17 protein-coding genes and 1 other RNA gene are annotated in these 21232 nt (G+C 68.2%); 4 read left to right on the top strand and 14 right to left on the bottom strand.

From position 1 onward, the window contains the following. Positions 1 to 13 precede the first annotated feature (13 nt). Entirely contained in the window at positions 14 to 2101 is a 2088-nt protein-coding gene (locus QN315_RS15980; protein WP_323990330.1) for a DNA polymerase III subunit gamma/tau, read from the bottom strand. Between the two features lie 77 nt (positions 2102 to 2178). Beyond that, positions 2179 to 2275: signal recognition particle sRNA small type (ffs, locus tag QN315_RS15975), an RNA gene on the bottom strand. Between the two features lie 65 nt (positions 2276 to 2340). On the opposite strand from ffs, the gene nudC reads away from it, so the two are divergent. Continuing rightward, on the top strand, positions 2341 to 3297 hold the full coding sequence (nudC, locus tag QN315_RS15970; protein ID WP_323990329.1) for an NAD(+) diphosphatase: 957 nt from the start codon (positions 2341 to 2343) through the stop codon (positions 3295 to 3297). A gap of 43 nt (positions 3298 to 3340) precedes the next feature. On the opposite strand, the gene ggt is transcribed toward nudC, so the two are convergent. From ggt to QN315_RS15955, 3 genes are all read right to left on the bottom strand, one after another. Then, positions 3341 to 5092, bottom strand: coding sequence for a gamma-glutamyltransferase (gene ggt, locus QN315_RS15965; protein WP_408904652.1), 1752 nt, complete (start codon positions 5090 to 5092; stop codon positions 3341 to 3343). 94 nt (positions 5093 to 5186) lie between these two features. After that, a complete protein-coding gene (gene map, locus QN315_RS15960) occupies positions 5187 to 5996 on the bottom strand; it encodes a type I methionyl aminopeptidase (RefSeq protein WP_323990328.1) in 810 nt (269 codons plus the stop codon). 120 nt (positions 5997 to 6116) lie between these two features. Beyond that, on the bottom strand, positions 6117 to 7244 hold the full coding sequence (locus QN315_RS15955) for a D-alanyl-D-alanine carboxypeptidase family protein (RefSeq protein WP_408904539.1): 1128 nt from the start codon (positions 7242 to 7244) through the stop codon (positions 6117 to 6119). A gap of 323 nt (positions 7245 to 7567) precedes the next feature. On the opposite strand from QN315_RS15955, the gene clpS reads away from it, so the two are divergent. Continuing rightward, entirely contained in the window at positions 7568 to 7990 is a 423-nt protein-coding gene (gene clpS / locus QN315_RS15950) for an ATP-dependent Clp protease adapter ClpS (protein WP_323990326.1), read from the top strand. Between the two features lie 284 nt (positions 7991 to 8274). Beyond that, on the top strand, positions 8275 to 10608 hold the full coding sequence (gene clpA, locus QN315_RS15945) for an ATP-dependent Clp protease ATP-binding subunit ClpA (protein ID WP_176639669.1): 2334 nt from the start codon (positions 8275 to 8277) through the stop codon (positions 10606 to 10608). A 138-nt stretch (positions 10609 to 10746) separates the two neighbouring features. On the opposite strand, the gene QN315_RS15940 is transcribed toward clpA, so the two are convergent. From QN315_RS15940 to QN315_RS15930, 3 genes are read right to left on the bottom strand one after another with little or no spacing between them, the layout of a single operon-like run. Continuing rightward, positions 10747 to 11214, bottom strand: coding sequence for a hypothetical protein (locus QN315_RS15940; protein ID WP_323990325.1), 468 nt, complete (start codon positions 11212 to 11214; stop codon positions 10747 to 10749). A 26-nt stretch (positions 11215 to 11240) separates the two neighbouring features. Beyond that, positions 11241 to 12155 (bottom strand): polyphosphate kinase 2 family protein, encoded by a 915-nt coding sequence (locus QN315_RS15935; RefSeq protein ID WP_323990324.1) that lies wholly within the window; start codon positions 12153 to 12155, stop codon positions 11241 to 11243. A gap of 6 nt (positions 12156 to 12161) precedes the next feature. After that, positions 12162 to 12920 (bottom strand): SDR family NAD(P)-dependent oxidoreductase, encoded by a 759-nt coding sequence (locus QN315_RS15930; RefSeq protein WP_323990323.1) that lies wholly within the window; start codon positions 12918 to 12920, stop codon positions 12162 to 12164. Between the two features lie 138 nt (positions 12921 to 13058). On the opposite strand from QN315_RS15930, the gene QN315_RS15925 reads away from it, so the two are divergent. Beyond that, a complete protein-coding gene (locus QN315_RS15925; protein ID WP_408904538.1) occupies positions 13059 to 13688 on the top strand; it encodes a YqgE/AlgH family protein in 630 nt (209 codons plus the stop codon). A 392-nt stretch (positions 13689 to 14080) separates the two neighbouring features. Here QN315_RS15925 and QN315_RS15920 read toward each other — a convergent pair whose 3' ends face one another. The 6 genes from QN315_RS15920 to QN315_RS15895 form a co-directional block, all read right to left on the bottom strand. Next, positions 14081 to 14953, bottom strand: a complete 873-nt coding sequence (locus tag QN315_RS15920) for a TIGR01459 family HAD-type hydrolase (RefSeq protein WP_323990322.1) — start codon at positions 14951 to 14953, stop codon at positions 14081 to 14083. After that, a complete protein-coding gene (locus QN315_RS15915) occupies positions 14950 to 16017 on the bottom strand; it encodes a quinone-dependent dihydroorotate dehydrogenase (RefSeq protein WP_408904537.1) in 1068 nt (355 codons plus the stop codon). The genes QN315_RS15920 and QN315_RS15915 overlap by 4 nt, the downstream gene beginning before the upstream one ends. Positions 16018 to 16106: 89 nt before the next feature. After that, complete coding sequence (locus tag QN315_RS15910; protein WP_323990321.1) at positions 16107 to 17294, bottom strand: L-dopachrome tautomerase-related protein; 1188 nt, start codon at positions 17292 to 17294, stop codon at positions 16107 to 16109. Positions 17295 to 17327: 33 nt separating this feature from the next. Then, a complete protein-coding gene (locus tag QN315_RS15905; protein ID WP_323990320.1) occupies positions 17328 to 18755 on the bottom strand; it encodes a cytochrome c in 1428 nt (475 codons plus the stop codon). Beyond that, positions 18752 to 20410, bottom strand: coding sequence for a GMC family oxidoreductase (locus QN315_RS15900; RefSeq protein ID WP_323990319.1), 1659 nt, complete (start codon positions 20408 to 20410; stop codon positions 18752 to 18754). Before QN315_RS15900 ends, QN315_RS15905 begins: the two co-directional genes overlap by 4 nt. Positions 20411 to 20497: 87 nt before the next feature. Next, entirely contained in the window at positions 20498 to 21166 is a 669-nt protein-coding gene (locus QN315_RS15895) for a sugar dehydrogenase complex small subunit (RefSeq protein WP_323990318.1), read from the bottom strand. Between the last annotated feature and the right edge of the window lie 66 nt (positions 21167 to 21232).

Raw genomic sequence — 21232 nt, 5'->3', positions numbered from 1 at the left:
CGGTGTCGTCTCCTTACCTGTCGTCGTTCGCGTCCAAATCGTCCTCGTCCACCAGTTCGGCATCGAGGGGTGCGAATTCCAGATCCGGCGCCAGTACGGCGGATGACGCCTCTTCGGGCGGCAGGCCGTAATCGTCAAGCGAATGATCGGTCACGGCCCCCATGACCGCGTCGGGGAAACGGGCGAAGATCGCACGGACCAGGGGATGGGCCTCGGCCGCCGCGCGGTGGAATTCGATGATTTCCGCCCCCTGCTCGGCCAGGGTCGGCTGGCCTTCGGCGGTCGAGGCGTGGACCGTCCAGTCCTGGCCGGTTTCGCGGCGCAGCAGGGTTTCCAGTCGGCGGGTCAGGCCGGGCAGGCCGCCGCGATCGACCCGGATCTCGACCCGGAGCGGCGCGAAGGCGACCAGATGGGTGGAGTGGCGCAGATGGCCGTGCAGCATGGCGTCGCGCCCCGAGACGAAGGCCACGACCTCCCGCCAGGTTGCCAGCGCCGTGGGCTGGGCCTCCGGAGGGGGCTGGATTTCCGGCGGGGATGCCGTTTCGGCGGGCTGCCGTTCGGGCTGGAACGCGGGTTCGGGCAGCGGGTCGGCGAGTCGCACGCCGCCATTGGCCACCATCCGCAGCCCGCCACGGGCCGTGACCTGTGCCGCGGCGCCTGCGTGCGGGCCGGGGGCCGAGTGGCTGCCGGACGCCGGGGCGGGGGTGGGGGCCGGGGCGGGGGCAGAAGCCGGACCGGAAAACGAGCCGGCGGGCGCGCCGGGGCCGGCGCGATCGCCGTCCTCGCCCCCCGTCAGGCGGCGCACCAGTTCGCCCGGCGGCGGCAGGTCGGCGACGTAGCAGAGGCGGATCAGGATCATTTCGGCGGCTTCGCGCCGGTCGGGGGCCATTTCGACCTCGGACAGGCCCTTCAGCAGCATCTGCCAGGTGCGACCTAGCACCGGCACCGACAGAAGGTCGGCCAGGGCGCCGCCGCGCTCGCGCTCGGCCTCGGGCAGGTCGGGGGCGTGGCGCAGAGCCGGCACGGCCTTGAGGCGCGAGACGGTGTGGACCAGTTCCAGCACGTCGCCCAGCATGACGCCGAGATCGGCGCCGCGGGCATGGGCCTCGTCCGTGATGGCGAGCGCCTGATCGGGGCGGCCGGCCAGCACGGCCTCGAGCAGGTCGAAGACGCGGCCGCGATCGGCCAGGCCCAGCATGTCGGCCACGCGTTCGGCGCCGACGACGCCCTTCGCTTCCGCACCCTGGGCGTCATGACCTTGGGCATCATGACCTTGAGTGTCGGCACCTTGGGCGATGGCCTGGTCCAGCAGGGACAGCCCGTCGCGCACCGAGCCGTCGGCGGCGCGGGCGATCAGGGCCAGCGCATCGGGCGTGCACACGACGCCCTCGGCACGGGCGATCCGGTCGAAATGCGCGGCCAGGTCGGATTGCGGCACACGGCGCAGGTCGAATCGCTGGCAGCGCGACAGGACCGTGACCGGGACCTTGCGCAGCTCGGTCGTGGCGAAGACGAAGGTCACCTGGGGCGGCGGTTCCTCGAGCGTCTTGAGCAGCGCGTTGAACGCGTTGCGCGAGAGCATGTGGACTTCGTCGATGATGAAGACCTTCATGCGCCCCTGCATCGGGCGGAAGCGCGTGGCCTCGATGATCTCGCGCACGTCGTCGACGCCGGTGCGCGAGGCCGCATCCATCTCCAGCACGTCGGGGTGACGGTCGGCCAGGATGGCGACGCAGTTGGGGCAGACGCCGCACGGGTCGGCCGTGGGGCCGCCGGTGCCGTCGGGCCCGACGCAGTTCAGCGCGCGGGCGATGATGCGGGCCGTGGTCGTCTTGCCCACCCCGCGCACGCCCGTCAGCATGAAGGCATGCGCGACGCGCCCCAGCGCGAAGGCGTTGCGCAGGATGCGGACGGTGGAATCCTGGCCGATCAGGTCGTCGAGCGTGGTGGGGCGGTATTTGCGGGCCAGCACGCGATAGGGGGCGGCGGCCGGCGGCGGCGCGGGGGATGCGGGCATGTCGCCGAACAGGCCGGGGCCGTCGTCGGGAGGCGCGGGAAGATCCGAATCCTCGGAATTGTCATGATCCGAAGAAACGGTCATTACGGGTTCCGAACTGAGCGTGACACCCGCACCGGGGCGGCGCGACGGGCGATGGCGGCGAAGGCAGGCTTGCCGGGGTGGGAGACCGGACTGATGACCCGGACGAAACTCACTGCGGCTGCTTCCTTCCGGACCTGACCGGGTTGGCAAGGCGTCCGTCCATCGCCGATCTCCCGGCGCCTTCTTAACACGCAACCGGGTGTAGGGCACAAGAGGGAGAGGCGACGAAGAGGCAGGCCATGATGATGACCCCGTACAGGCCCGGCCGGAAGGGTGGAAATTTCTATTCCGGCAGTCCGGTGGACCGGGGGGCGCAGGATCGCGGCGACGCGGCGCGCATCGCGTTCTACCTGATGGGGGGGGAGACGCTGTTCGTGCCGTATTGGCGCGGCCGGCACCTGATCATCCAGGACGGCGCCGAATCGGCGCGGATCGAGCTGCCGACGCGGCGCGCCACGATGATGACGCCGGAATTCCTGGAACAGGCGAACTGGGTCTTTCTGGGCTATCTGGACGAGCGGCCGCTGTTCATGCTGGACCTGAGCCTGCTGGACCATCCGGAGCTGATGTTTCCCAGGGCGCGCGGCACGTTCCGCGAATTGCGGCCGATCGCCGGCCTGCTGCCCGCCGACGAGGCCGCCATCCTGGCCCAGGCGCGGGGCATGGCGCATTGGCGCGCCCACAGCCAGTTCTGCGGCAATTGCGGCGCGCCGAACCAGGCGGACCAGGCCGGGCACCGCCTGGTCTGCACCGCCGACCCGACGCACCTGCATTTTCCGCGCACCGACCCGGTGGTGATCATGCTGGTGCATTGGCAGGACCGGGTGCTGCTGGCGCGGGGCACGCGATTCGGCCCTGAAAGCCGCACCCTGTCGGCGCTGGCCGGATTCGTCGAGCCGGGGGAAACCCCCGAGGAGGCGGTGGCGCGCGAGGTGCTGGAGGAAACCGGGGTGCTGGTCGGCAGCATCCGCTACCATTCCGCGCAGCCCTGGCCCTATCCCGGCGCGCTGATGCTGGCCTTTACCGCGATCGCGCAGGGCGACGCGCTGCGGCTGGACCGCGAGGAGATCGCCGAGGCGCGGTGGCTGGGGCGCGACGAGGTGCGCAATCACGCGGCGCTGGGCTTTACCCTGCCCTCGCCCACCACCATCGCCCGGCGGATGATCGACGACTGGCTGGGCGACGGGCCCGGGTGAGAGGGGACCGGACGCGCCGGCCCCCACCATCATTCACCGGCCGTCATTCACCGACTGCGGCGCCGCCGGGATGGCGGCGGTCGAACCCGCCGTAATAGCGGCCGTCGCCCGGCTTGCCGGTGCCCAGGCGCGGCGCGCCGACCAGGATGCCTTCGGCCACGCCCCACGGGGCATGGGGAGCGATGTCATAGCCTTCGCGCTTCAGGGTCGCGGCCACCGCGTCGGACAGGGCGCCCTGTTCGACCTCGACATGGGTGGGCTGCCATTGCTCATGGATGCGCGGCAGGTCGATCGCCTGCTGGATGTCCAGCCCGTAATCGACCACACCCAGGATCGCCGACAGCACGATGGTGGGAATGCGCGAGCCGCCGGGGCTGCCGATGACCATGACCGGCCGGCCGTCGCGCGACAGGATGGTGGGCGACATGGACGAAAGCGGCGTCTTGCCGGGGGCGACGGCGTTGGCCTGGCTGCCAACGATGCCGAACATGTTGGGCACGCCCGGACGGGACGAGAAATCGTCCATCTCGTCATTCAGGAACATGCCGGTGCCGCCGCCGATGACCTTGGCGCCGAACCAGCCATTCAGCGTGTAGGTGACCGAGATCGCCATGCCCTTGCGGTCGATGACCGAGAACTGGGTGGTTTCGGTCTTCTCGGGCTGGGCCTCGCCGGGGCGCAGGGCGGCGGAGGACAAGGCGTGGTCGGTCGGGATGCCGGCGCGGACCTGCGCCGCATAGGCCGGGTCGATCAGGTGCTGGACCGGATTATGGACGAAGGCCGGATCGCCCAGGTCCTGCCGGTCGGCATAGGCGTGGCGCATGGCCTCGACCTCGCGCTGGATGGCGGGGGCGGTGTGCAGGCCCAGCCGGCCCATGTCATAGCCCGACAGGATGTTCAGGATCTCGCACAGCGCGACGCCGCCGCCGCTGGGCGGGGGCGCGGTGTCGATATGGTAGCCGCGATAGGTGCAGGTCAGCGGCGCCAGGATTCGCGGCGCGTAACTGCGGAAATCGGCGAGCTGGAGGATGCCCCCGCCCGCCTGGCTGGCCCGGACGATGTCGGCCGCGATGGGACCGCGATAGAAGGCGTCGGCGCCGTCGCGGGCGATCAGCGACAATGTCCTGGCAAGGTCGGCCTGCACCAGGCGGTCGCCGGCCTGCAACCGCGAGCCGTCGGGCCGCAGGAAGATCCTGCGCGCCTGGGGATCGCGCGCGAAATCGGCGGTCGAGGTGTCGAGCAACTGCACGTCGCCTTCGCCCAGGACGAACCCGTCGCGCGCCAGCGCGATGGCCGGGGCCATGACCTGCCGGCGGGTCAGGTGGCCCCAGCGATGCAGCACCAGGTCCATTCCGGCGACGGTGCCCGGCACGCCCACGGCCTTCCACCCCAGGATAGACAGATTGGGAATGACCGCGCCCTTGGCGTCCTGGAACATGGTGGCGGTGGCGGCCAGCGGCGCGTGTTCGCGGAAATCGATGAAGACGGCGTGGCCGTCGGGCGTGCGCAGGGTCATGAACCCGCCGCCGCCGATATTGCCCGCCGCCGGATAGACGACGGCCAGCGCATAGGCCACCGCGACGGCCGCGTCGGCGGCGTTGCCGCCCTGGGCCAGGATGCGGGCACCGACCTCGGACGCCAGATGCTGCGCCGACACCACCATCCCGTGCGCGCCGACCGCCGGAGCCAGCGGCGCCAGGGTCGACCCCGCCACGGAGCCAGCCGGACCGAAGGTCAGCGCATCATTCTGCAGGACCGGCGCCGCCCGGGCGGAAAGCCCCCCGCCCGCAAGCATGGAGCCCGCCAGCAAGGTCGCGGCAATGCGGCGTCGCAGCATGGAAATGCGCATCATCTATCCTTCGATCGTGGGGAAGAGGAAAAAGCGCCGGTCAGGCCGGCGGGTCGTAGGGCGGATGGTCCAGCCCGGCGGGAGACAGGGTGAAGATTTCACACCCGTCCTGGGTCACGCCCAGCATATGTTCGAACTGCGCCGAGAGGGAACGGTCGCGCGTGACCGCCGTCCAGCCGTCATCCAGAACCTTCACGTCCGGGCGGCCGGCGTTGAGCATGGGTTCGATGGTGAAGAACATGCCGGGCTGCAGCACCAGCCCCTGGCCCGGACGGCCGTAATGCAGCACGTTCGGCGCGGCATGGAAGCTGCGGCCGATGCCGTGGCCGCAGAAATCGCGCACCACAGAGAAACGCTGCGATTCGGCATAGACCTGGATCGCATGGCCGATATCGCCCAGGGTCCTGCCCGGCCGCACCTCGGCGATGCCGAGCATCAGGGCCTTGTAGGTCGCGTCGATCAGCTTCTCGGCCCGGCGCGGGATGGCGCCCACGGTGAACATGCGGCTGGTATCGCCGTACCAGCCGTCGAGGATCACGGTCACGTCGATATTCAGGATGTCGCCGTCCTGCAGGATTCGTTCGCCCGGAATGCCGTGGCAGACCACATGGTTGAGCGAGATGCAACTGGATTTGGGATAGCCGCGATAGCCCAGGGTGGCCGGCACGCCGCCATGATCCATCATGAAATCATGAATCAACTGGTCCAGCGCACCGGTCGAGATGCCGGCGCGGACATGGGGGACGATCATGTCCAGGGTGCGCGCCGCCAACTGGCCCGCCGCGCGCATGCCGGCGAAATCCTCCGGCGTGTGCAGAATGACCCGCCGTGCGTCCGTATCCCCGTCCATGTCGTTGTCCCTTCGTACCCATCAATGCAGCCGCGGAACGGCGCCCTTAATGGGGGATAAATGCGCGGGACATTCTGCCAAGGCAAGGGCGCGCGTCCCGCCCGACCCATTCGGCGGGGGTCAGCCGTGATTATGCCCGTGCCGGCGATGCGCCGCATGACCCGCGACGATCATGTGGACGACATGGGGCGAGACGTGAGAGACGGCATGGCCGCGCCCGTGATGGGCCACCCCGCGGCGATGCGGCGCGGCGGGCAGTTCGGCGACCTGCTCGGGCCCCGCATAGCCGCCGCGCGACGCGGCCGCCAGCATCATGGTGGCGCGGCCGCGCCGCGCGCGCGCCAGCACCAGCGGACGACGGACATCGGCCACGCCCTCCTCCCGGAACCCGTCATCGAGGATGCTGGCCATGATCGCGCTGCGCTGCGGGTTGGAGCGCGCGCCCAGCACCACGCCGATCAGCCGCACATTGTCGCGGATCGCCGAGGTGACCAGGTTGCGTCCGGCAATGGCGGTATAGCCGGTCTTGAGCCCGTCCGCGCCGGGATAGATGCGCAGCATCGGGTCGTGGTTGGGGACCTGGCGGCCATGGAAATAGAAGGCCGGCACCGAGAAATAATGATAATATTCCGGAAATTCGGTGATGATCTGCCGCGTCAGCAGCGCCAGGTCGCGCGCCGAGGTCATCTGGTCGGGGTCGGGCAGGCCGGAGGCGTTGCGGAATATGGTGCGGGTCATGCCCAGGGCCCGGGCCTGGCCGGTCATGAGGTCGGCGAACCGGTCCTCGCTCCCGCCGCCGAGCAGTTCGCCCAGCGCGCAGGCCGCGTCGTTGGCGGATTTGGTCACCAGGCCCAGGATCGCCTGCTCGACCGTCAGATAGGTGCCCGGCACCAGCCCGAGCTTGGATGGTTCCATCGACGCCGCGTGGGCCGAGACCGGCACCGTCTGGTCCAGGGTGATCTGGCCGGTCCGCAGCCCCTTGAATGCCAGGTACAGCGTCATCAGCTTGGTCAGGCTGGCGGGATAGCGCTGCAGATCGGGACTGGACTGGGACAGGACCGCGCCGGTGCGGGCGTCCATGACGATCGAGCTGATCTGCCCTACATATTGGGCATGGGCGCGGGGCGCGAAGCCGGCCATGACGGCGATATAGCCGGCGGACAGGCCGAGGGAGACGCGTAGCGCGCGGCCGCGGCGCAGGCGCGCGAACCATCCCCGCTTGTGGTACAGCACTGAACTATCGGCCACCACCCGTTCCCCCGTGTGCAACCCCGTATTGTCGGCTGACTTTATGGCCATTTTCTGGAACCCGTCCAGAGCAAAGAGCGATAACAGAAAGAAAACACTGCTTTTTCATGAAGATTTTCGCGCTTTGGCTCCGGGAGCGTTTGCCGGGGTGGTCCGGCGGCATCCCTTTTCTTCGTCCCCTCTCCGTCCCCGGCGGCCCGCGATGGAACATTCAGGGCGCGAACGCGTCACGCGATTTGATCGTCAGGGGGTGGCGGGATGTGCTTAATTTCCGATTACGCGCCCCCTTTCAACGTGCCACGCCTATCCAATATGGTACTCCCATGGCAGCAGCATCCTTCCCGATCATCCCGGCCCTGACCATCCTGGCCCCCACCGTCCTGGCCCATGGCGGCAACGGCCCGACCCGGCGCGGCGGCGGGACGGACGGGCAATCCGACAATCCCGATTCGCCGACCATCGGCGTCGTCGTCCGCACCCGGCCCGAGACGCGCAAGCCGGCGATGTACAAGGTCCTGATGCTGAACGACGACTACACGCCCATGGAGTTCGTCGTGCATGTGCTGGAGCGGTTCTTCCAGAAATCGCGCGAGGAGGCGACGGACATCATGCTGCATGTCCACAAGCGCGGGGTGGGCGTATGCGGCGTGTTTACCTATGAAGTCGCGGAAACCAAGGTGACGCAGGTGATGGACCTGGCACGCCAGAACCAGCATCCGCTGCAATGCACGATCGAGAAGGACTGACATCCCGGCCCGGAAGCGCCGGATGCAGCCTGCCGGCCACGTGAATCCGTTCGTGAATCACAAAGGCGGGCGGCGGCCCGGGAGGCGCGCCGAAGACGGGTCGTGAAGACGGGCCGTGCGGATGGCGGCCCGAATGCGCAACGCGCGGGAAGGCGGCCCTGTTTCCCGCGGGGAATTAATTTTCTTTCCGCTGGCATTCCGGCGGAAACATACCAAATATAGTCCTGATCTGCCGATTGCCGTCTCCGGGCCCGGCCCCGGTTCAGGAAAAGGAGCGTCCTGGCATGTTGTCACGCAATCTCGAACAGACGCTTCATCGTGCGCTGACCCTGGCCGGGGAGCGCCGCCACGAATATGCGACGCTGGAGCACCTGCTGCTGGCGCTGGTCGACGACAGCGACGCGGTGACCGTATTTCGGGCCTGCGGTGTCGATCTGGACAAGCTGCGTTCGGATCTGACCGAATTTCTGGACAAGGATCTGGCCGGCCTGGCGTCGGACCGGACCGTCGACCCCAAGCCGACCGCCGCGTTCCAGCGCGTGATCCAGCGCGCGGCGATCCATGTGCAATCCACCGGGCGGGACGAGGTCACGGGGTCCAACGTGCTGGTCGCCCTGTTTGCCGAACGGGAGAGCCATGCCGTCTATTTCCTGCAATTGCAGGACATGACGCGGCTGGATGCGGTCAATTTCATCTCGCACGGCATCGCCAAGGCGCCGGACCGGTCGACGCGCCGCCCCGTGGCGGGCAGCGCGCAGGACAATCCCGACGCCGAGCGCGAGGAACGCGGCAAGGCCGCGCAGAAGAACCAGGACGCGCTGAGCGCCTATTGCACCAACCTGAACCGCAAGGCCGAGGACGGGAAGGTCGATCCGCTGATCGGACGCGATTCCGAGATCGAGCGCACGATCCAGATCCTCTGCCGTCGCACCAAGAACAATCCGCTTTATGTGGGCGATCCCGGCGTGGGCAAGACCGCCATTGCCGAGGGGCTGGCCAAGCGGATCGTCGAAGGCGACGTGCCCGAGGTGCTGCTGAAATCCACGATCTATTCGCTGGACATGGGCGCGCTGCTGGCCGGCACGCGCTATCGCGGCGATTTCGAGGAACGGCTGAAGGCTGTGGTGACCGAGCTGGACAATAATCCGGGCAGCATCCTGTTCATCGACGAGATCCATACGGTGATCGGCGCGGGCGCGACCTCGGGCGGGGCGATGGACGCGTCGAACCTGCTGAAGCCGGCGCTGGCGGCGGGCACGCTGCGCTGCATCGGCTCCACGACGTACAAGGAATATCGCCAGCATTTCGAGAAGGACCGCGCGCTGGTGCGGCGGTTCCAGAAAATCGACGTGGCCGAGCCGTCGCTGGAGGATGCGGTCAAGATCCTGCGCGGACTGAAGGGCAATTACGAGCGGCACCACAGGGTGCGCTATACCGAGGAGGCCATTCGCGGCGCGGTCGAACTGGCGGCGAAATACATCCATGACCGCAAGCTGCCGGACAAGGCGATCGACGTGATCGACGAGGTCGGCGCGTCGCGGATGCTGGTACCGGAAAACCGGCGGCGCAAGACGGTGACGCTGAAGGATGTCGAGGATATCGTCGCCAAGATCGCGCGGATTCCGCCCAAGAGCGTGTCCTCGGACGACAAGGAGACGCTGCGCACGCTGGAGCGCGACCTGAAGGGCATGGTCTATGGCCAGGATCGGGCGATCGAGGCGCTGACGGCGGCGATCAAGCTGTCGCGGGCGGGGCTGCGCGATCCGGAAAAGCCGATCGGCAATTACCTGTTCTCGGGCCCCACCGGCGTCGGCAAGACCGAAGTCGCCAAGCAACTGGCCAAGACCCTGGGCATCGAACTGATCCGCTTCGACATGTCGGAATATATGGAGCGGCATTCGATCTCGCGGCTGATCGGCGCGCCGCCGGGCTATGTCGGGTTCGACCAGGGCGGGCTGCTGACCGACGCGATCGACCAGCATCCGCACGCCGTGCTGCTGCTGGATGAGATCGAGAAGGCGCACCAGGACCTGTACAACGTGCTGCTGCAGGTCATGGACCATGGCCGCCTGACCGACCATAACGGCAAGACCGTGGATTTCCGCAATGTCGTGCTGATCATGACGACCAACGCGGGTGCCGCGGACCTGAGCAAGGAGGCCATCGGTTTCGGCCGCGAGACGCGGTCGGGCGAGGACGAGGAGGCGATCAAGCGCATCTTCACCCCGGAATTCCGCAACCGGCTGGATGCGATCATTCCGTTCGCCAACCTGTCGCCCGAGATCGTCGGCCGGGTGGTCGAGAAATTCGTCTTCCAGTTGGAGGCGCAACTGGCCGACCGCAACGTCACGATCGAGATCTCGTCGGCGGCGAAGGAATGGCTGGCCGAGCGCGGCTATGACCGGCTGTATGGCGCCCGCCCGCTGGGCCGGGTGATCCAGGAGCACATCAAGAAGCCGCTGGCCGAGGAATTGCTGTTCGGCCGGCTGGTGAAAGGTGGCGCGGTGAAGATCACGCTGAAGGACGGGGCGCTGGATTTCGAATATATCGAATCCAGTGCCGACACCCCGGCGGAAGGCGACGAAGGCAGCGAGCGGGAATCCGAAACCGCGAACTGAAGCCCGCTGGGCCGACTGCCACTGGACCGACTGCCACTGGGCCGACTGCCACTGGGCCTGCTGCCACTGGGCCTGCTGCCAGGCGGGGAATGAAAGCCCCGCCTGGCGGATGCCGATCCGGCGATCGCTTGGACGCGGTTACTGGTAGCGGTTGCCGTTGACCGTGACGTAGCCCGGCATGGCCCAGTTGCGGCCGGTTCCGTGATGGGTCCAGTCGATCCCCTGGCTGCGCGGATTATCGTAATAATAGCGCCCGACGACATCGGCCATGTCGCCCCTGGCGACCCAGGGCCAGGCGGGCGCGTTCATGCGGTCGAGGTCCGAGACGATGCGGATGGATACACCGGAACCGACATCCAGGTAGAAATAACCGTGCCAGCCGCTGCGGGTATGACGGGCGCGCGAGACCGCGACGACGCGGCCGCAGACATGGACCGGCTGGTCGCCGCGCTGCGCGCCGTCTTCGAATTGCTGCTGCACGGCCAGGAAATGCCCGTTGTCGCAGGACGGGCCGATCGCCTGCTGCGCGCGGGCGGCTCCGCCGACGCCGAAGGCCAGGATAGCGCCCAGGGCCAGCGCATGGGCGATGGCGCGCCGAATCGTCATGTTTTCTCTCTCCCCTGCCCCGCGCGTCATGCGGCGTGGCCTTTCTTCGGTGCCTCGGCTACCAGTTCCTTGCGGACGACCGCCATGTCGTCGATCAGGTCCTGCGAGGGCTCGGGGATCGTCATGTTCAGCGCCTCCAGCGCCTGGATGATCGTTTCCATGACCAGCAGCCGGGCCATCCATTTCCGGTCGGCGGGCACCACCACCCAAGGCGCATGGGGACTGGCCGTGTTGCGGATCGCGTCGTGATACGCCGCCTGATAGGCGTTCCAATGGGTGCGTTCGCGCGCGTCGGACGCCGAGAACTTCCAATGCTTCTGGTCCTCGTCGATACGCTGGAGGAAACGCCTGCGCTGTTCCTCCTTCGACAGGTTCAGGAAGAATTTCAGCACCACCGTGCCCTGGCGCGACAGATAATGCTCGAAATGCCGGATGTCCTGGTACCGTTCCTGCCAGATCGCGTCGGTGCGCAGGCTGGCGGGGATTTTCTGCCGGACCAGCAATTCGGGATGCACGCGGGTGACCAGCACCTCTTCGTAATGGCTGCGATTGAAGATGCCGATCCGCCCGCAGGACGGCGCCGCCATATGGACGCGCCACAGATAATCATGCGCCAGTTCGACCGGTCCCGGCTGCTTGAACGAGGTGACGGAGACGCCCTGGGGGTTCACCCCGGACATCACATGCTTGATCATCCCGTCCTTGCCGCCGGCATCCATGGCCTGGAACACCAGCAGGAGCGACCAGGTGCCGTTGGCATAGAGCAGGGTCTGCAATTCCGACAGGCGCTTGACGCCCCGGCGGAGCAGGTGCTTGCCGTCCGATTTGCCGATGCCTTCGAGATCGGCGATGCGGGTCGGGTGTGACGCCGGATCGAACCGCGCGCCGTCCTCGACCCGGCACTGTTTCAGCAGCGCGTCCAGGCTGACCGGGTGCGCCATGGCCGCCTAGTCCCCCAGTCCCCGGAACACGGCAAGCCCGGCCGAGGCCTGGCAGGTGGGCATCATCTCGATCCGGTTGATGTTCACATGGGCCGGCAGGCCGGCGACCCAGGCGACGGTTTCGGCGATGTCCTCGGGCTGGATCGGGTGCGTGTCCTGATAGACCGCGGCGGCCTTGGCGTCGTCGCCCAGGCGCACGTTGCTGAATTCGCTGCCGCCGCACAGGCCGGGTTCCAGATTGGTCGCGCGCACCCGCGTGCCCAGCAGGTCGCAGCGCAGGTTGCGCATGAATTGCGATACGAACGCCTTGGAGGCGCCGTAAACGTTCGCGCCGAGATAGGGATAGATGCCGGCGGTGCTGCCGATCGAGATGACGTGGCCGTGGTTGCGCGCGACCATGCCGGGCAGCAGCGCGCGGGTGATCTCGACCAGGCCAGTCACGTTGGTGGCGATCATCTGCTGCCAGTCGGCGGTCGCGGCATCCTGCGCCTTGTCCAGCCCGAGGGCCAAACCCGCGTTGTTGACGAGGATATCGACCTGCCGCCAGTCCGCCGGCAGGCTGCCGGGCAGCGCGCGCAGGGATTCGACGTCGTTCATGTCCAGCACGAAGGGCAGCAGGGCCGGCCCGAGGGTTTCGGCCAGCGCGTCCAGCCGTTCCTTGCGCCGTCCGGTCGCGATGACGCGGTAGCCGTCACGCACCAGGCGTTCGGCGATCGCCTTGCCGAAGCCCGCCGTCGCACCCGTCACCAAAACCGTCTTCGTCATCGCGATGATCTCCTTGTCCTGTCGCATGTCCCGTCGCGCCCATAAGGCTTCGCACGCATTAAGCGCCATTCCAGGCGAGGCGGCAAATCGGCACGTGACGGTTGCAATGGGCGATGGTTCTGTCTTTACTAAGAACAAATGTTCCCATTCCCGCCGAGATCGGCCGCCGAGACAGCCGCGTCATGCACAGCCGTCCCGTCCGAGGCCAGTCCATCGCTGGCCGGATCGCTGCTGGTGGCGAGCCCGGCCCTGGCCGAGGGTCCGTTCGCCCGCAGCGTGATCTTTCTGTGCGCGCATTCGCCGGGGCGCGGCGCGATGGGGCTGGTGGTCAATCGTCGCCTGTCGCAGCCGGGCCTGGATGACGTGCTGGCGCAATTGGGTATCGACCCGGTGCCGCCGCGCCGGCGGATCGATCTGTGTGCCGGGGGGCCGGTGGATGAGGCGCGCGGCTTCGTCCTGCATTCCTCGGACTGGACGGGCGCGGGTAGCCTGCCGGTCGATGACGGGACGACCTTGACCGCCAGCCAGGATGTGCTGAAGGACATCGCCGACGGCGCCGGACCGCGCCGGGCGCTGCTGGCCCTGGGCCATGCGAGCTGGCAGGACGATCAGTTGGAAGACGAGATCATCCACCGCAATGCCTGGTTGCCCGCACCGGCCAGCGACGCCATCCTGTTCGGCGGCGGCCACAGCCTGAAATGGCGCCAGGCGCTGGCTGCGATCAATCTGGATCCGATGCAGCTAACCGCCGCCACCGGCCACGCCTGAGAGACTGTGCGGAAACGCGGGCTGGCGGCGATCCGACGCGCGTTTCCTGCGCTTCGGTGCTCACGGCCCACAAGGCCGCTCCGCTCCGATGCTCGCAAACCCACGCCGGGCGCTCCACTGCGTTCCGCTCTCGCTCGCCAGCCCGCGTTTCCGCACAGTCTCTGAGAGGAAAAGCCGGGTAAAACCCTGGCGGCACGTTCTGCGCGGTTTTGCTGCGCTCCAGTGCCCACGGCCCACAAGGCTGCTGCGCTCCGGTGCTCGCAAACCCACGCCGGGCGCTCCACTGCGTTCCGCTCTCGCTCGCCAGCCCGCGTTTCCGCACAGTCTCTGAGAGGAAAAGCCGGGTAAAATCCAAGCGGCACGTTCTGGGCGGCTTTGCCGCACCGGGTGCTTCAGGCGCCGTTCCCGGCCTCCCAGCGGAAGGAGGGGACCGTTGCGACCGGGGAGAGGCCGGCGGCTGCGGCCTCGGCCCTGGCGAGGGCCAGGTCGTTGCCGATCATTTCCTGGTGGATACCGCCCAGGACCCAGCAGCCATCGATGCCGGCCTGGCGCGCGCCGCGCATGTCGGTGGCCAGCGCGTCGCCGACCGCCAGCATCCGCGCGCGCGGCATGTCCAGCATGTCCATCACCGGCCCATAGACCTCGGGGTAAGGCTTGCCGATCCAGCGGACCGGGCAGTCCTGCTGCGCGTACAGGCTGGCCAGCAGGCCGGCGCAGATCAAGCGCTGCCCGCCGCGCATGACCTCCATGTCCGGATTGGCGCAGATCATCTTCAGCTTGCGCGCGGCGCAACGGGCCAGCAGGGGCAGATAGGGTTCATGCGCGCCCTCGCCCCGATCCTGGTCGGGACCGGTATTCAGGATGAAATCGGCGTCCTCGGGATCGTCGACCTGGACCAGGTCCAGCCCTTCGAACAGGTTATGATCCTTGGGCGCGCCCAGATGCAGCATGCGGCGGCCCAGCCCGGCGAACCAGGGATCGGTCCAGGCGGCCATCAGGCTTCTGGTATATTCGCCGCTGGTCATGATGCCGTGATACAGGTCCGGGGTCACGCCCATCCGGGCCAACTGGTCGCGGACCACGTCGACCCGGCGCGGGGCGTTGGAGAGCAGCACGACCCGTCCGCCCTGGTCGCGCAGGCGCGCCAGGCAGTCCCTGGCGCCGGGATAGGGGCGAATGCCGTCATGAACGACGCCCCAGAGATCGACGATGAACCCGTCATAACGCGTCGCCAGTGGGGCGAAACTCTCCAGACCCAGCATCATGCCATACCTTTCGCGTCGGCAAGGGTTTCGAATCCTTCGGCATGCAGCGCGCGCAGCAATTCGCGCTTCAGCCGGGGTACGATGCCGGGGCCGTCATAGGCGAAGGCGCTGTAGAGCTGCACCAAATCGGCCCCCGCACGGACGCGGTCGAGAATGTCGGCGCCCGTTTCGATGCCGCCGCACGCGACCAGCGCCAGGCGCCCCGCCGCGATCTGGGCGACCTGCCGGAAAATTTCATCGGCCAGCGGACGCAGCGGCCGGCCCGACAGGCCGCCGGCCTCGCCGGCATGGGCGCTGGCGAGCCCGCCGGGGCGCGAGATGGTGGTGTTGCTGACGATCAGCCCCTGGACGCCGCCCGCGATCGCCGTTTCCACGATCGGACCGATATCGTCGCGGGCGAGGTCCGGGGACAGCTTGACCAGCAGCGGCGGGCGGTCGGGATGCGTCGCGCCGATCGCCTGGAGCAGGCCGGCCAGGCGCGACGTCTGCTGCAGGTCGCGCAGGCCGGGCGTGTTGGGCGAGGACAGGTTGAGCACGATGTAGTCGGCATAATGCTTCACCCGGCCGACCAGGCGGGGATAGTCTTGCTCGGGGTCCGCGCCGGTCTTGTTGATGCCCAGATTGGCGCCGACCGGCACCCGGATGACGGGCCGGCCCGAGGACGAGACGCGCTGCAGGCGCGCGAGGCGCACCGCGAAACGGTCGATGCCCTGGTTGTTGAAGCCCATCCGGTTGATGATCGCCCGGTCTTCGGCCAGGCGGAACAGGCGCGGGCGGGGATTGCCCGGCTGCGGCCGGGGCGTCACGGTGCCGGCCTCGACGAAGCCGAAACCGATCCGGGCCAGCGGGCGCAGCACCTGCGCGTTCTTGTCGAACCCGGCGGCGATGCCGATCGGATTGGGAAAGCGCAGCCCCATGGTCCGCACGGAGAGGGCAGGGTCGTCCCGGCCCCAGACGCCGCCGCCGAAGCCCAGCATCAGCGCGTTCAGGGCGAGAGCGTGCGCGTCCTCGGGGTCCAGGCGACGCACCAGCGGCATGAGCATGTTCGACACGAGATCCATCATGATCGGATTTTCTGCCGTACATCCCCCGGAGAGAAAACCCCTTGGCAAAAACCCCGGGGAAAAACCAGGGAAAAAGAACCGGACGGAAATCAGGCCGGCAGGCTGGAGAGCGGGGCCGGCGGGTCGGTGGGGCAACGGATCAGCAGATAGGGCGGCACGCGCAGATCGTGCCCGCCATTGAAGCCGGCCAGACGGTTCCACTGGCCCAGCGTGCAATAGACATGGCCGTCATGAACGCAGATCCCGTCCGGAGAGAGCACGCGCGGATCGCGCAGGATCGTGTCGAAACTGCCGTCGAGATTGCGGCGGAAAATGGCGTCATGTTCGAAATTGGTGGTGTAGATACGCCCTTGGGGATCGGTCGCCAGCCCATCGGCCACGCCCTTTTCCCCCAGGTCGGTCACGGCGGCGGCGAGTTCGGCGTCGCCGCGCGCGAAATCGGACAGCAGCGCCGTGGGCAGGCTGTAAAGCCGCCGGCTGGTCAGCGGACAATAATATAAGGTCGCGCTGTCGGGACTGAGGGTGATGCCGTCGACCCCGCCCGAGACGAAGGTCTGGTGGCTGGGGTCGAAGACCAGGGGACGGCCTTCGACCACGGCCATGAAACGGGGTTCGGTCTGTGTCGATGGGTGGTGGGCCAGGACGCGGCGCTGGCGGCCGGTGGCGATATCGACCACCACCAGCGCCGGATGCGTGCCGAAGGACGAGTCGGTGACATAGGCCGTGCCCTGTGCGCCATGGGTCAGGTCGACGCGCAGGTCGTTCATATGGCTGTCGGGCAGCAGGGTCGGCGGCGTCAGGACGATGCTGGCGACGACGCGGTTGGTGGCGGGATCGATCCCCACGATCTTCGCGGCGCCGGGGCGCAGGGGCTGGCCGGCCAGCTTGCCGTCATCGATCATCCACAGGCGGCCGCGCGTGTCGGTCGTCATGCCATGGACCGAGACCAGCCGGTCGGCCGGCGCGCGGTCGGACGGCAGGCTGAGCGCGGCACTGGGATAGGGCACCAGCCCGCCATCCCTCAGTTCGGCCAGGGTCGCGCCCTTGTGGTCGACTGCGTGGCGGGGAAAGCCGACGAACATCCGGCCATCGGGGGTGATCGCGATGCCGGACGGGCCGGGATCGGCGAACCGGGCCACGATGTCGAACGTGCCGGCGGAATTGAATCCGTGATCGGTATTGGTGGCCAGGCCGGCCGGCGGCGCAGCGCGGGCGGCACGCCCGGCCGCCGCCAGGGCCAGGGGAATGGCACCTCCTAAAATGGATCGGCGTTTCACGCTGCCTCCCCCGTTCCTGTCGCCGCGCGCCCGTCAGGCCGGGCGGCGGATGCGCCTTCCGGCCCGGACCATGATGATGACGGTCAAAACGATGACCGCCAGGGCCACGATCGCGGGCACGATATAGCCGCCCACCCGTGCCAGCAACGGCCTGGGGCCGCCCGCGCGAAGGGTGGCCACGTCGGAGGCCGTGATGTGGACCGCCTGGTTGCCGAACTGCGACAGCACGTAATTGCCGACGTCGGCGACGTCCTGGTCGGACAGTTCGTCGACATAGGACCCGTGCGCGAAGCCCGGCATGAAGACATGCTGGCCGCCCACCGTACGGTCGACGCCCTGGAGGATGGCGGCGACCAGATTGTCGGGGGTCGCGGCGCCCGTTGCGGAATTATGGAACAATTGCGGATAGTACCCGTCCTGGCTGCCCGTGCCGGTGGGGCGGTGACAGGCCGCGCAATCGCCGGTGAAGATCCGCGCGCCGTTGCTCAGCGACGCCGGGGCGACGCCGCGCTGGAGGGCCTCGCCGTTCGAGATCGCGCCATAGGCGTCGCGCGGCCGGGTTTGTGCGGCGTTCCGGAGGGCGGGCACCTGGCGGACATAGGCGACGATCGCCCGCAAATCGTCGTCGCTGAGATATTGGAAACTATGTTCGATCGCCTCGGCCATCGGGCCGGCGGCCTGGGCCTTGCCGGGGACGTCGCCGGTCTTGAGGTAGCGGAACAGGTCGTCGCTGCTCCAGTCGCCGATGCCGCTGACGGGATCGGGGGTGATATTCGGCGCGATCCATGTGCCGAGCGTGGCGCCGCCGAACTGCTTGCCGCCGATTTCCGCCATCATGACGTTGCGCGGCGTGTGGCAGGTGTCGCAATGGCCCAGCGCGATGGCCAGGTAGGCGCCCCGATTGACCTGGGCGGATCTGGCCGGATCGGGCGTGAAGCGCGTGCCGTCCAGGAAGAGCGCGTTCCAGACCATCATGGAGGCGCGGATATTGAACGGGAACGGCAGCCTGGTTGCCGGCGGCGCGGTGTCCACCGGTCGCACCGCCTGCGTGAAATAGGCGTAGAGCGCATGGATGTCCGCGTCCGTCAGCCGGGCATAGGACGTATAGGGCATCGCGGGGTAGAGATGCGCCCCGTCGCCGCGAATTCCGTCGCGCACCGCGGCCGCGAACTGGGATTCGGAATAATTGCCGATGCCCGCGACCTTGGACGGCGTGATGTTCGAGGAATAGATGCTGCCCAGCGGCGAGGCGATGCCATAGCCGCCGGCGAACGGCTTGCCGCCATGCGGCGCGGTATGACAGGCGGCGCAATCGGCCGCGACGGCCAGATAGCGCCCACGCGCGACCAGCGCGGCGTCGGCTGCGCCGTCCTGGGCGGCGGCGGGGCCGGTCCAGAGGGCGACGGCGGCGGCACCGGCGACGGCAGCGCCGACGGCGATTCGGGCAATCCTGCGGATCATGCCCGCCCCCCCTGGAAATCGGCCTGGATGGAATCGGCGGCCTTCAGCCCCAGCGCCGCCATGCTGAGCGTGGTGTTGACCACGCTGGCCGAGGCCATGGCGCCGCCGCCGGGCAGCCACAGATTCGGATGGTCGTGGGCGCGGCAATCGCCATCCACCACGGAATCCTTGGGGTCGTTGCCCATGATCACGCCGCCCATGATGTGATTGTTGGCGTTGAACGATGTGGTGATGCGCAATTCGGTGCCGCCCAGCAGGCCGGCCACCTGGCGGATCTGCTCCGCCGCCGCGACGGCGCCTTTGCGGACATACTCGCCGACATCGTAATGGATGTCGGGACAGGGCAGGCCCAGCGGGTCGCGCCGCGTCTTGCTGAGCGTCAGCCGGTTGCCGGGATCGGGCAGCGGCTCCAGGCTGACCGACAGGTCCACGCCGCAGGCCGCGCGGCGGCGGATTTCGTCATCCAGCGCCTGCCCGACCAGGCCCAGCGCCAGCGCCTGTTCGGTCGCGGGCCCGACGCGGCTGATATTGTTCAGGATCATCTTGTTGGCGGAATAGGTGCTGCGGAAGCCGCCGTCGCGCGGGCCGACGATGCAACTGCTCTGCGCCGGGCCCCGGCCGAACCAGAGCGGTTCGCTGGCCAGGAAGGTCGCATGCACGCCCGAATGGTCCATCATGTTGCGCCCGACCTGGTCGGACGAATTGGCGATGCCCGCCGGATTGCGTTCGTTCGCCGCCAGCAGCAGCAGGCGCGGCGTTTCGATCCCGTTGCAGGCCAGCACGAAGGTACGGCCGATGGCCTTGTGCGAGCGGCGCTGCGCGTCATACCAGTGGATCGCCGTCACACGGTTGGTCTCGTCGGTGTCGATGCGATAGGCCACCGCCTGGTCCAGCACCACCGCGCCCGCGTCCTCGGCCTTCTGCACGTGCTGGATGCCGTTATACATCGCGCCGATCGGGCAGATCGGCTGGCAGTTGTTGTTGCCGCAGCATGAGGGACGATCGCCGAAGGGCTGGACGCTGCGCCCCTGCGGGATCGGCACCAGCTTGAAGCCGTGCGGGTTGACCAGTTCGGCCACCCGGCGGTCGCCATAGCCGAAGGGGATCATGTCACGTGGATAGGGGCGGCTGCGCTGGCTGGGCGATTGCAGGTCGGGATCGTGCGGGCCGGAGACACCCATCGCCTCTTCGGCGCGGCAGTAATAGGGTTCCAGTTCCTCGTACGAAATCGCCCAGTCGCGACCGACGCCATAGGTCGATTTCATGCGGAAATCGATGGGCAAATGCCGCCAGCAGGACGCTGCCCAATGCCACGTCGTGCCGCCGACCGTGCGCAGATAGCCCTGCTTGAACGCCGAGCCGTCCGGGCCGAACAGGCCGACATAATCATTGGCGGGAAAATAAAGCGGCGCCGGGGCGAGCGGCGCCTGCGGATACAGGCCCTGGAAATCGGAATTGACCCGGTTATGGAACGACATGTTCCGCCAGTTCTCGACGATATCCGACCGTTTCAGGCGCAGTCCGGCTTCGAGCACCACCACGGAACGGCCGGCGGCGGCCATCTGGTGGGCGATCAATGCGCCGACGACGCCGGAACCGACCACCACCACGTCGGCGGTCACGTCACCAGAGCTGGAAAAGACAGGATGCGCCACGGCTTATGCTCCTTGGCCGTCTATTGGGGCCGTCTATTGGGGCCGTCTATTGGGGCCGTCTATTTGGGGGCCGTATTTGAAGGCCGTTTATTTGGTCGGAAGGATTGCGGATTGCGGGGGCGCCTTGGACTCCACGGCCGCCGGCGGCGGCGCAGGGGGCGGCACCGCGACGGTCGAGACGGCCGGGACGCCCAGCGGCGGCGGCGTTTCGGTCCACCAGCCGGGCTTGCCGAAGCAATAGGTCGGCACCGGCAGGGCATCGCGCGTGGGCTGGTACATCAGCGCGTCGTAATAGGCGACCATCGGGGCGTTGGTCTTGTCCTGCACCGAGCCGGTATACCATGCCGCGACCAGGCCGAGCATCGCCTGGCGCAGATTGGCCTCTTCGGCACGGGAGAGGATTTCCTCGGGCGTGCCGCCGGGCCGGGCGATGCGCGCCAGGGCCTCGACCTGCGCGCCATAGCCGGGGAAGGTGCGGACCATCGCCGCGAAAAGCCGCGCCGCGATATCGGGATTGAGGTCGCCATGCCCGGTGACCGCCTGCGACACAGCCAGGAAACGGGATTCGTCCGCCGTCAGGGCCCACGCCGCAGCAGGGCGCGGCGCCAGCATGTCGGCGGCCAGGGCGGAGGCGCCGGCCGCCGCCGATGCCATCATCAGCGTGCGGCGGCGCAGGCTGGACGGCGGGTCGGCCCTATCGGGTACGGCCGGACTGGTTTCGGCCAGGTCGAAGCCTGTCCGGGTGGGGGCATTCATTCGGTCTACACTCCAGAAGAGGCGACGGGGGTTTTTACCGGATCGTCCAGTCGTTTCGATTTCGGA

The organism is Nguyenibacter sp. L1 (assembly GCF_035199985.1).
Taxonomy (GTDB): domain Bacteria; phylum Pseudomonadota; class Alphaproteobacteria; order Acetobacterales; family Acetobacteraceae; genus Gluconacetobacter; species Gluconacetobacter vanlangensis.
This window is presented reverse-complemented; position numbering and strand designations above follow the sequence as displayed.